Consider the following 11,934-nt stretch of genomic DNA (forward strand, 5'->3'; position numbering starts at 1 on the left):
GGTTTGATTTAAAACTGAACATTAGCTCAAGTCCAGATTGTTAATGTACAAACGCATTCAATTATACTTAAAATTAAGAGGCCTTCTTTCTGTTAACAGAAGAAGGTCTTTTTGTCTGTTATATGAAAAAGAACAAGGAAAATGGATATAATAAGGGAATATATAGTTACAGACAGATTAGATAAGAATGAAACCTTGCGACAATATAGGCATTTAACGGTTTTTCTAAACATACGACTTTTTAATTCCCTTTATGCTCAATTTGTCATAAAATAAAAGTACAAGGTACAAAATACAGTTTACCTTCAATTAAATCGGGGATTAACCAATTGATTTACGGGTAAATGGATAACACATGACTGCTGGGGGTATTTAGTCCCTTCAATCATAGCCAGAAGGGAGAGTTGCTGCATGGAAATCGAACGTATTAATGATCATACAGTTAAATTTTATATTTCTTACCTTGATATAGAAGAAAGAGGCTTTGACCGTGAAGAGATTTGGTACAATCGTGAGCGGAGTGAGGAACTCTTTTGGGAAATGATGGATGAAGTCCATCAGGAGGAAGAATTTCTAGTTGAAGGACCTTTATGGATTCAGGTTCAGGCATTGGATAAGGGTCTGGAGGTTCTTGTAACAAAGGCCCAGCTTTCAAAGGATGGTCAGAAGTTTGAACTTCCTGTCCCGGATGAAAAAGTGAAAGATTTGCCTGTGGATGAGCATATAGAGGAAATGCTGGATCATCATTTCCGTAAATCCGATGAAGATGAGCCTGGATATGAAGGCGATCTTGAGTTCTTATTATCTTTTAAAGATTTTGAGGACGTTATTTCTTTATCAAAGCGGTCAATTCTTGATTCCATTACTACAAAGTTATATTCCTTTGAAGGGAAGTATTATTTATTCGCGGAGTTCCCTGAAGAGCTTTTTGAAGAGGATGATATAGATAACATGCTGAGCATTCTCCTGGAGTACGGGCACGAAACGAGCACAACTATTCACCGTGTAATGGAGTACGGTAAATTGATTATAGAAAATGATGTTTTTGAAAATCTGAGAAAACACTTTAAATAGTAAAGCAAAGCCGATTTCATTTTTGAAATCGGCTTTATTTTGTTAAGCGTTCGTGTTTAGAAACTGTTTCATTGCAGCTATGAACATAAGCGGATGGCTGCATAAAAAATCTCAAAAAGAATTTCCGGATTATAAAGGAATTTAGCAATTAAATAAAGAACATTTAGCTTAGAAAGGAGATGATCATTTGTTGGTTGCCGAAACAGAGAAAGGGGTTCAAATAAGTCTTATTGGTTCACAGAGTTTCCCGGATTTACAAAAGTATAGGGAAAAGCACACTTTTTTCTGCCCAGAATGCAAAGAGGAAGTAATTATGAAGATTGGTAATAAGAGAATCCCGCATTTTAGCCACAAAAAGGGTTCTGAATGTCCAGAAAGCTATGAAAGGGAGTCTGAATACCATATTTCTGGAAAGTTACTTTTGTTTCAATGGCTTAAGAAAAAAGGGTTAGATCCAATTCTGGAGCCATACTATCCGGACATTACCCAGCGGCCAGATATAGGTGTCCAGTATGAAGGGGTAAATTATGCTCTTGAATTTCAATGTTCAATCATCTCAGAAGAGTTATTTAAAAAACGGTCAGAAGCATATTTTCAGTCAGGCATAGTTCCAATGTGGATACTGGCAGGAAAAAATATTAAACGCATTGGGAAAACAAAAATTTCTTTATCTGGTTTCCAGTACTTTTTTCTTCGGCAAACCCCTTCAGGCAGATGGGTAATCCCTTCATTTTGCCCCAATACCAAGTCCTTTATCAATGTCCGCCAAATCCTTCCCCTAACAGTCAGAAATGCCTGTGCACATTACGATGTGAAAACAATCTTCCATGCTGATCCAGATTTTTTATTTGATCCATATTTTAAAAATGAATTAAACATAAGTGAATGGAAAAATGAAATTCGAAAAATAAAGAATTTCCTGGCTCAAAATAGCAGTGCTTATAAAAATAACTTTCTTCAGGATTTATACTCCCGTTCAATTGCTCCTGCTTTACTCCCACCTGAAATCGGCCTTCCTGTCCGTCATTCTCCTTTTATAGAAACCCCGCCCATACAGTGGCAGACTTACTTGTACATGGATGTCATCGGCAAAGAAAGACCGTTTTCTCATGCGCGAATGGTTGCAGCCTTTCGCAATAGGGTAAAGAATAGTGATATTAAGGTCAGGTCAATTCCACTAATTCAAACCGGATCCGAAGTCTTGGCAGTTAAAGAATATCTGGATATCCTTATTAACTTAAATATTGTTAAGCAGACAGGAAACGGTCTATATAAAAGAACTGCGCCATGTGGAGAGCCTGATAATTCCTACTGTCTTCTCCAAAGAGATGAGGATTTTTTTAGAGGGATCACGCAAAGCATTTTGCAGGTCAATAAATGAAAATGATCTATTTAACATAAAATAATCAAAGATTTGCACATTCGCTCTTGAAAAGAAGGAATTTGTTTCTTGAAAGAGAAGATAGTGTAATGGGACTTTTGAATGGAGGATGAATGAATGGCTAATGAGACAACTGTAAAGAAACTGCCCGCAAGGAATGAGATTTCATCAGAAGACACCTGGCGTTTGGAGGATATTTTCCCTTCTGATAAGGATTGGGACAAGGAATATAATGAAGTGCAAAAGCTTATCCCAAATGCAGGCAAGTATCAAGGCAGGCTTGGAGAAAGTGCTGAAACATTATATGAAGCGCTGCAGTTCCAGGATCATTTACTCTCTCGCCTTGGGAAGCTTTATACATATGCCCATATGCGTTATGACCAGGATACAACAAACTCATTTTATCAGGGCCTGGATGACAAAATTAAAAATTTATATTCAGAAGCTGCAAGTGCACTCGCGTATATTGTTCCTGAATTGCTTGCTGAAGATGAAGAGAAGATTGCCGGTTTTTTAGAGGACAAAACGGAGCTGCAATTATATAAACATTCCCTTGAGGAAATTAATCTCCAAAGGCCTCATGTATTGTCTGCTGAGCAGGAATCCCTCCTTGCCCAGGCTTCTGAGGTGCTTGGGGCTTCAAGCAATACATTTGGCATGCTGAATAATGCTGATTTGGAATTTCCGTCCATTAAAGATGAAAATGGCGAAGAGGTCGAAATTACTCATGGAAGATTCATCCGTTTTCTCGAAAGTGATGAGCAGAGTGTCCGCCATGATGCTTTCAAAGCGGTATATGAGACTTATGGGAAGTTCCGCAATACTTTCGCAAGCACTCTAAGCGGAAATGTTAAAAAGGATAATTTCAATGCAAAGATCCGGAATTATGAATCTGCGCGCCATGCTGCTCTTGCTGCGAACAATATTCCTGAAAGTGTTTATGAAAATTTAGTAAACACCATTAACGATAACCTGCATTTGCTTCATCGATATGTCAAACTCCGCAAAAAGGTTCTCGGTGTCAAGGAGCTTCATATGTATGATCTTTATACACCTTTGGTGAAGGAAGTAAAAATGGAAATCCCATACAAAGAAGCAAAAGATCTAATCTTAAAAGGGCTGAAGCCGCTTGGCGGGGACTACTTAACTATTCTAAAAGAGGGTTTTGAAAATCGCTGGGTAGATGTTCATGAGAATAAGGGCAAAAGAAGCGGTGCCTATTCATCGGGAACATATGGCACGAATCCATATATACTGATGAACTGGCAGGATAATGTAAACAATCTATTTACCCTTGCTCACGAATTTGGGCATTCTGTTCACAGCTATTACACAAGAAAATATCAGCCATATCCATATGGAAATTATTCAATTTTTGTCGCAGAGGTTGCATCCACAAGTAATGAAGCCCTCTTAAATGATTATCTGCTCAAAACAATAGATGATGATAAAAAGCGTTTGTATCTGCTTAATCATTATCTTGAAGGCTTTAGGGGAACTGTTTTCCGCCAGACAATGTTTGCAGAGTTTGAACATCTCATCCATCAAAAGGCACAAAACAATGAAGCTTTGACTGCAGATTCATTGACTAAAGAATATTATGAGCTTAATAAGAAATATTTTGGGGAAGAAGACATTGTTATTGATGAAGAAATCGGCCTGGAATGGTCCAGAATCCCGCATTTCTACTATAATTATTATGTTTATCAATATGCAACTGGCTTCAGTGCCGCAACTGCATTAAGCAAGCAAATTCTTCAGGAAGGCCAGCCTGCAGTTGACAGATACATTGAATTCCTGAAATCCGGCAGCTCAGATTATCCAATTGAGGTGCTAAAGAAAGCCGGTGTTGATATGACGAGCAGCAAGCCGATTGAAGATGCCTGCAAAGTATTTGAGGAAAAGCTTAATGAAATGGAAAGCTTGCTTTCCTAGAAAAGCCGCAAGCAGTTCATAAAAGGTGCCAGGAGTTTGTCTGGCACCTTTTATGTATTGTTCAAAATCCCTTAAATCTCCTTCGGTCATTCAAATATAAAAATAGGATCAGGAGAGAAATAAATAAAATAGGTGAAGTGATGAAAATAGGGATAAGTTTCATCAATCCGAAAATATTTAAAATAAAGGAGAGCAAGATGAGCATCACTATCAATAATACAGGCAGTTTTTTCATATTGCATTCTCCTCCTTGGCAAGGTTTCATCCCTATTATTTTATGCGGTTGTCCAGACAGTCATGACTTGATTTTGACAATATTGTGAAATGAGGCACAAACTTATTGTCGTTGTTTGTTACCTCATTATATAATACAAATGTGAAGTTGATCACATGCAAACATTTACCCCTTTTGTTTGGACGTGAAAAATTTCTCCCATCCCCTTTGTTTGTATAAAACCCGAAAAAGCCGTGCGTATGAAATGCATGGTTTTTTCATTGAAAAAAATAAAGCTGTGCATTTTGCACAGCTTTACATTACCCTAAATATCTCCAGAAATTACCGTATTTTGCAGGTACATATTCAGCTATTTGTTTTAGCTGAAGCTTTTTCATTTCCCTGTTCACTTCGCTGTCTGACATATTATATACAACAGAGATTTCCTTGCTGGCCACTAGCTTAAAGTATTTTAAGAAATATTCCAGTGGCGGCAAAGGAGCACGTTCAGGTTTAGCAGGAAGCATTTCCTCCAAAATCTGTTCATAAATTTCATAGGGATAATAACCGGTGACTTTGATGCCTTCATCTTCTATATTTTCATTAAAAAAGACAAGAGTGGGTATTTCTTGAACATCCATTTCAGAAGTGATTTTTAAATCACATTGGAAAGCCTTTGCTGCACTATCTGAATGAATATCAGAAACAAATTCTACGACATCCAGACCGACTTCCTTAGCACAATCCTTTAAAACTTCAAAATTAGACACATTCTGCTTTTCAAGAAATAAGACCTCCTGAAGCTTGCGTAAAAATCTGATGCCGGCTTTTCTCCCCTGCAATTCCGCGGCTTTAATTGCAACCGAAGCCAGGTGGGGTGAAGAAATCGGATTTTCGAACCAGACGTTCCCGTCACAGGACATTCCAGAGCGGCTTGCTGTTTTCTCCCACAATTCAGCAATGTTCTCGTAGTTTTGCCTTTTCCCCATATTTAACGTTGCCAGCCTGCCGCTTAATACATGCTTTATGGAAAAATAGCGGCCATATTCAATCAGGAGCTTTTTTAAAATTGGCTCCAAAGCCCAGCATTCTGGACAAAGGGGATCAACAAACATATAGACTTCTATTGGTTTTTTTTCACTGCCGTGGCAATGTGGAGATGTAAGCTTGTTTGCATTGGATTCTGGCTTATTCACGAGCTTTCACCTTTCACGCCGTTTTCAGGTGTATTGATCATATGCTGCGCAGTGAGCACAAGCCTTGCAAAAAAGTCTTCCCTCAAGGGCCCATCAAGCCTAATTTCGTCCATTGCTTCATTCATGCATGAAAGCCAGGCCTTTGCCCGCGTTTCCGTTATGGGAAAAGGCATGTGCCGAGCACGAAGCATCGGATGTCCATGTTCTGAAGTATATAAAGGGGGTCCCCCTAAATACTGGGTCATAAACTGCTTTTGTCTTCTGGCTGTCTCTGTCAGGTCATCTGGAAAAATAGGAACGAGATCAGGATGTTGTCCTACGCGCCGGTAGAAAGCGTCAATTAGCTGGTGAAGCTTTTCCTCACCAATAGCGTCGAAGGGAGTGTGCATTTTCTCGGCCATATTTAAAACTCCTTTTATGAGTTAATTCGTTTGTAAAAAAATCTTCCTATTTAATATTGAGAGATGTGATCTCTTTATATTCTATCAATGAGGGATTTATATCTCAAACAAATAGCTTACTCAGCCCTTTTGCCCGCTCTTCGATTCTTTTTTAAAAGAAAATGTAAAAATTCTGAAGCAGATAACTGTCTAGTGCAGCCCCACCTCGAGGTAAGGCACCAAGGATGGGGGTCATGCAAACGTTGCCACAGGACAAGAAAACTGCGGCAGCGATACATCGCACGACCGAAAACGGCAGCTTTTGGGAGGACGTGCCGTTCTTAGTCTGCGCTCCTTCGTGGGCAAGGCGCTTGCGCTTTTCTTATAGTATGGATTAAGCACATGCCGTCAATCCGAAACATTCGCCGAAAAGGATATGAAAAAGCCGCCCGGTAAATTCGGGCGGCTGAAATTAGCCTTAAGCCATAAAGGAAGAGGTCACTTTCTTTATGTAATTCAGTGTTTCTCTAAAAGGGGGGACTCCTCCGTATTTATCTACATTTCCAGGTCCGGCATTATAGGCAGCCAGTGCAAGTTCTACATTATCCGCATACCTGTCCATCATTTGCCGTAAATATTTGACTCCGGCAAAAATGTTCTCGGCAGGGTCGAAGATATTTTCAACGCCAAGCCCCTTGGCTGTATCGGGCATAAGCTGCATAAGCCCGGAAGCCCCTGCATGGCTGACTGCATTCGGATTAAAATTTGATTCCTGTTTAATGACTGACTTGATCAGGTTAACAGGTACATTAAACAGATCTGAAGCTTTTTGAATCAGATCATCAAAATCACTATTTGAAGTTTCGGCAAATTTGGTTAGTTTAAGGGGCGGAAGAGCTGCAGCTTTAAGGGTATCTGTTTGTAAAACACTAAAATAAGGTTCCAGAGACGCAACTGCCCCCAGTCCTCCTTTTACTTGATGTGATGAACCGGAATTTTCCGTAACTAACCCGGCCAACAGCTCTTGAAACAGAGGGTTTGAAGTATTCGTTTGCTTAGAATTATTAAAACCTTGCAGTGCCTGCAGCTCCATCAATATCTTCAACTGATTTACGTTCATTGTATTGCTCCTTGGCAAAAGGTGTACTTCTATTAATCCTTTTGCTGTCTGTATTTTTCGCTATAAAACCTCTTAATTTTATTTTCGGTCTTCCTGACAGGAATGTTAAGCTGTTTGAGCAAATTATGAAAAATCAATTCACCTTCATTCCTATTATCCACTTCATATTCTAACTCAAAATCTTCCTTATTTAAATATCGGCTGTGATCAAGAACAGCCACTCCTTTCATGTATTCCTTCTCTGCACGTTTTGTTGCGAGAGTACCAAAGTACTGAAGTTTATCTGTCTTTATGCCCAGCTCCTTTAGGGATCTTATTATCAGTTCAGTGGGAATTTTCCCAGTCTGGATCATCTCTGCAGCTTCGGACTCAGTAAGATTTTCATTGGTCTCCAATAGTCCTTCAGGGTGGGGCTGTTTAAGAGTCAATTCAAATGAGCCATTTTTCTGCCTAATCCTTAAGGCGCTTCCTTTAGCCTTCAATAAAAAATCCGGTGTATCAAAGTAATGATTCTCCTGTTCGGAAAAATCCTCGCTCCTTATGTTCAAAAAATCTATTAATGAGGAAAATTCCTCTCTGGTGACCATATTTTTAAATTCAATTTCAATATTTTTGTTAGACAAGCCACTACACCTCAGCTATAAGTAATTTCCTGTATTATCTCCTTAATCAGGATGGACTTCAATCTTTGAAGTTTTTTTTATTTTTGTGATAAAGTCATCAGGGGAGTTTGCTTCATGTTTAACTGAACTTTCGGGGTGCAGGACTGTGGCTGTGAAAATTGAATCAGGGGTTTTACTGTCCATAAAATCTGCGATAGAATAGGTAATGACAATGGAGGTAGAAAAATGAAACAGAAACTTACAGTTGTAAATGCAGAATGGATTGAAAATGAATTAATCTTGGAAATAGATGCTGGAACAGTCTCAGGCTTAACAGCCATGCAGCAAATATTGGCTGATTCCGACAACCTATCATTTATTTACATAGCAGAACAAAATGATGACTATACATATATTTCGCTTCCTGAAACAGTCTGGCCGGAACTAAAAAAGGCACTGGATGGCCAAATGCGTGTTTTTGCTTCTGATCGTAATCATGTTCGCATTGAACTGGCAGGCTTTCATGAGGAATTAGGAGATTTAGTAGAAAATATCCGCGGGAACAGCAATTATGGAAATGAAATGGTAGAAAAAGTAGAGAACTTATTTTAATTAAATGTTTGAATAACGAAAAACTTGGATAAAGAGATAGGCTGTGTTACCCCCTCTCGAAGTCGGGGGTGGTCGAGGCGCTTGCGTTTTCTAACTTCGGATATTTGGTGGTGTTGCAGGTGAAGCATTGGGATTTATTTTTGGCGCCATATAAGCAGGCGATCGAAGAATTAAAAATAAAGCTAAAAGGCATGAGAAGCCAATTTGAAATGGATTCTACCCATTCTCCGATTGAATTTGTTACTGGTAGGGTAAAGCCTATTGCAAGCATTCTTGATAAGGCAAACCAAAAAGGCATTCCTCTCGACAAATTGGAATCTGAAATGCAGGATATTGCCGGTGTTAGAATGATGTGCCAATTTGTAGATGATATTAAGAGAGTGGTTGAACTATTAAGACAAAGAAATGACTTTGAAATTGTTGAAGAAAGAGATTACATATCTCATAAAAAAGCAAGCGGTTACCGCTCTTACCATGTCGTGATCCGCTATCCTGTTCAGACAATAAAAGGAGAGAAGAAAATCCTCGCAGAGATTCAAATCAGAACGCTTGCCATGAATTTCTGGGCCACGGTTGAACATTCGTTAAATTATAAATATAAGGGCCAATTCCCTGAAGATATCCAGATGAGGCTCCAGAGAGCGGCAGAGGCTGCTTTCAGGCTTGATGAAGAAATGTCACTCATTCGCGGTGAGATTCAGGATGCCCAGGCATTCTTTACAAGGAAAAAGGAAAAGCAGCAAAAGGGAGAAAACTAACGTATAAAAGAGGAGCTTGGATAAGATGAAATTTGCCATTACCTCAAAAGGAGATTCAAAATCTAATACACTCATGCACAAAATGAGAACCTATTTATTGGACTTCGAGCTTACATATGATGAAGAAGAGCCTGATATAGTCATATCGGTAGGCGGGGATGGCACCTTGCTTTATGCCTTTCACCGATACAGCAGCCGTCTGGACAAGACCGCGTTTGTTGGTATACATACAGGCCATCTTGGGTTTTATGCAGATTGGGTGCCGGAGGAAATCGAAAAGCTTGTCATTGCAATTGCTAAAACCCCGTATCAGGTGATTGAATATCCGCTCCTGGAAGTGATTATCCGCTACCAGCATGGCGGCAAAGAAACCCGCTATCTTGCATTGAATGAATCAACTGTCAAAGCGGTGGAAGGCACTTTAGTAATGGATGTGGAGATACGCGGCCAGCATTTTGAACGGTTCCGGGGAGATGGTCTTTGTGTTTCTACTCCATCTGGAAGTACAGCTTATAATAAGGCGCTGGGCGGTGCCATCCTGCACCCTTCCTTGCCTGCCATCCAGCTTGCTGAAATGGCTTCCATTAATAACAAGGTTTTCCGTACAGTGGGCTCTCCGCTCGTACTGCCGGCACACCATACATGCATGCTGAAGCCTGTGAATGAGCCGGATTTTCAAATTACCATTGATCATTTGACTCTTCTTCATAAGGATGTAAAATCAATACAATTCAGAGTGGCAGATGAGAAAATCCGTTTTGCCAGGTTCAGGCCATTCCCATTCTGGAAAAGGGTTCACGATTCATTTGTCGCTGATTGAAAAAGGAACTATTCAGTATTTAGAATCGCTTATTTTAATAAGCCCGTTACTTCTTACAGAACAGGAGCCTATAGCTCATGGCGCGTTTTGAATTACAATGGAAAATTACTGCCCTGCAGGCGGGCTCGTTAATCAGGGGATTTTTAAAAGAAAATGATATTTCTAAAACTGCACTCACTGACATAAAATTTGCTGGGGGCTTCATTAAAGTGAACAATCAGGAAGTCAATGTCCGCTACGAGCTAAAGGAGGGAGATATTCTTCGGGTTGGATTCCCTGAAGAAGTTCCCAGTAAAGGCATGAAGGGGGAAGACTTGCCCCTTGATATTCTTTATGAAGATGATTATCTTCTTGTAGTAAATAAACCTGCAGGTGTGAGTACCATTCCTTCCAGAGAACATCCTTCGGGAAGTTTGGCTAATCGTCTGATTGGGTATTATCAGCGAATAGGCTTAGAGTCTGCTGCGCATATTGTGACTCGACTCGATCGAGATACTTCTGGCCTGGTTTTAATAGCGAAACACAGGCATGTGCATCATTTGTTTAGCCAGCAGCAGCGATGCCGTAAAATCCAGCGGACGTATGAAGCCTTTGCAGAAGGGACAATCAGCCGGGATGCCGGTACTATAGAACAGCCGATTGGGAGAAAAGAAGACAGTATTATTGAGCGGAAAGTTAGTGAGGCAGGCCAATATGCATGTACTCATTATCAGGTAATCAGCCGGCACAAGGAATTTACACATGTAAAATTAAAGCTTGAAACTGGCAGAACTCACCAGATCAGAGTCCATTTGGCATGGCTTGGTTATCCTCTTGCAGGTGATGAATTGTATGGAGGCACAAGGCAATTTATCAGGAGGCAGGCACTGCACTGCTGCAGCCTTTCCTTTTATCATCCCTTTCTGCACAGAACTCTTATGTTTAAACAGCTGTTTCCAGAAGATATGAATTGTCTATTATAAAAGCCGGCATTTGCCGGCTTTTTGGATTAAATCTTCCTAAACTTCTCTTCTACATAAGGCATGCCTGACTGGACAGACATTAATTCCATTTCCGGATATCTAATTGCAGTTAATTTATTTCCAAAAACAGCGCCTGTATCAATATTATAGGTGTTATTGATTTTCCTGACTTCCTTTACAGGAGTATGCCCATAGACAACCGCTGCCTTACCCTCATACTGTTTAGCCCAATCCCGTCTCACAGGTGTCCCGTCAGGATTTTTTTCTCCAGTTATATCTCCGTAAAGAACAAAGGTTTTAACTTTTGATGAATGCATCCCAATGTAGCTTTCCTTAATTCCAGCATGGGCGATTACCAGTTTATTGTTGTCAAGCACATGGTATAGCGGTGCACTTTCATATAATTCCATAAATTTACTCTTCATTTCCATCTGTGATTGCGGGTCCAGCTGCTCATATTCAGCTGCTGTGGTTTCCAGGCCATGTGTAATTTGAACTTTATTTCCTAGAAAGTAGCGGTATAGTTTATTGCAATGATTGCCCGGGACATAGTAAGCCAGGTCATTTGCGGCAAGGTTATATACTGCATCGATGACTGCCAGAGATTCTGGTCCTCTGTCTGTTAAGTCTCCAACAAAGGCGAGTTTTCTATTACTTGGGTGGACAGGAAATCCCCTCTTCCATCTATAGCCCATTTTCAAAGTCAGTTCTTTCAATTCAGCAAAGCAGCCGTGAATATCACCAATAATATCAAGTCTCATATATAGGCTCCTTTAATAGTTCTACTGTTATGATATCAATTTTCATAATAATTATCATGACGTTTATTTTCAGCTTGCAGAGAAGCTTTAACGGTTTTAAGTTAAAGGAATGGGAAAAT

General features: G+C 39.8%; 12 protein-coding genes. 7 read left to right on the top strand and 5 right to left on the bottom strand.

What is annotated here, in order from left to right:
• Positions 1 to 411 precede the first annotated feature (411 nt).
• From mecA to pepF, 3 genes are all read left to right on the top strand, one after another.
• Positions 412 to 1,074 (top strand): adaptor protein MecA, encoded by a 663-nt coding sequence (gene mecA, locus ACR42H_RS07585; protein ID WP_009331203.1) that lies wholly within the window; start codon positions 412 to 414, stop codon positions 1,072 to 1,074.
• Positions 1,075 to 1,264: 190 nt separating this feature from the next.
• Positions 1,265 to 2,455 carry a competence protein CoiA gene (locus ACR42H_RS07590; RefSeq protein ID WP_436376872.1) on the top strand — a complete coding sequence of 397 codons (1,191 nt, stop codon included), beginning with the start codon at positions 1,265 to 1,267 and terminating at the stop codon, positions 2,453 to 2,455.
• Between the two features lie 117 nt (positions 2,456 to 2,572).
• Positions 2,573 to 4,390: an oligoendopeptidase F gene (pepF, locus tag ACR42H_RS07595; RefSeq protein ID WP_436375360.1), complete on the top strand. Its 1,818-nt coding sequence runs from the start codon at positions 2,573 to 2,575 to the stop codon at positions 4,388 to 4,390.
• A 534-nt stretch (positions 4,391 to 4,924) separates the two neighbouring features.
• On the opposite strand, the gene ACR42H_RS07600 is transcribed toward pepF, so the two are convergent.
• From ACR42H_RS07600 to ACR42H_RS07615, 4 genes are all read right to left on the bottom strand, one after another.
• Positions 4,925 to 5,800 carry a ClpXP adapter SpxH family protein gene (locus tag ACR42H_RS07600; RefSeq protein ID WP_436375362.1) on the bottom strand — a complete coding sequence of 292 codons (876 nt, stop codon included), beginning with the start codon at positions 5,798 to 5,800 and terminating at the stop codon, positions 4,925 to 4,927.
• The gene (locus tag ACR42H_RS07605) at positions 5,797 to 6,201 is read right to left on the bottom strand and encodes a globin (protein ID WP_436375364.1); all 405 of its coding nucleotides are present in this window, start codon (positions 6,199 to 6,201) and stop codon (positions 5,797 to 5,799) included. Before ACR42H_RS07605 ends, ACR42H_RS07600 begins: the two co-directional genes overlap by 4 nt.
• Positions 6,202 to 6,658: 457 nt before the next feature.
• Positions 6,659 to 7,300 carry a lytic transglycosylase domain-containing protein gene (locus ACR42H_RS07610; RefSeq protein ID WP_436375366.1) on the bottom strand — a complete coding sequence of 214 codons (642 nt, stop codon included), beginning with the start codon at positions 7,298 to 7,300 and terminating at the stop codon, positions 6,659 to 6,661.
• 32 nt (positions 7,301 to 7,332) lie between these two features.
• On the bottom strand, positions 7,333 to 7,923 hold the full coding sequence (locus tag ACR42H_RS07615) for a CYTH domain-containing protein (protein WP_436375368.1): 591 nt from the start codon (positions 7,921 to 7,923) through the stop codon (positions 7,333 to 7,335).
• Positions 7,924 to 8,148: 225 nt separating this feature from the next.
• Here ACR42H_RS07615 and ACR42H_RS07620 point away from each other — a divergent pair, with 225 nt between their 5' ends.
• The 4 genes from ACR42H_RS07620 (at position 8,149) to ACR42H_RS07635 (ending at position 11,054) form a co-directional block, all read left to right on the top strand.
• Complete coding sequence (locus tag ACR42H_RS07620) at positions 8,149 to 8,514, top strand: hypothetical protein (protein ID WP_113883323.1); 366 nt, start codon at positions 8,149 to 8,151, stop codon at positions 8,512 to 8,514.
• Positions 8,515 to 8,633: 119 nt separating this feature from the next.
• A complete protein-coding gene (locus ACR42H_RS07625) occupies positions 8,634 to 9,272 on the top strand; it encodes a GTP pyrophosphokinase (RefSeq protein WP_113883322.1) in 639 nt (212 codons plus the stop codon).
• A 25-nt stretch (positions 9,273 to 9,297) separates the two neighbouring features.
• On the top strand, positions 9,298 to 10,092 hold the full coding sequence (locus ACR42H_RS07630; protein WP_009331194.1) for an NAD kinase: 795 nt from the start codon (positions 9,298 to 9,300) through the stop codon (positions 10,090 to 10,092).
• Between the two features lie 77 nt (positions 10,093 to 10,169).
• On the top strand, positions 10,170 to 11,054 hold the full coding sequence (locus tag ACR42H_RS07635; protein WP_436375372.1) for an RluA family pseudouridine synthase: 885 nt from the start codon (positions 10,170 to 10,172) through the stop codon (positions 11,052 to 11,054).
• Between the two features lie 26 nt (positions 11,055 to 11,080).
• On the opposite strand, the gene prpE is transcribed toward ACR42H_RS07635, so the two are convergent.
• Complete coding sequence (gene prpE, locus ACR42H_RS07640) at positions 11,081 to 11,815, bottom strand: bis(5'-nucleosyl)-tetraphosphatase PrpE (RefSeq protein ID WP_113883320.1); 735 nt, start codon at positions 11,813 to 11,815, stop codon at positions 11,081 to 11,083.
• Positions 11,816 to 11,934 lie beyond the last annotated feature (119 nt).

The organism is Cytobacillus sp. BC1816 (assembly GCF_051353635.1).
GTDB classification, from domain to species: Bacteria; Bacillota; Bacilli; order Bacillales; family Cytobacillaceae; genus Cytobacillus; species Cytobacillus oceanisediminis_C.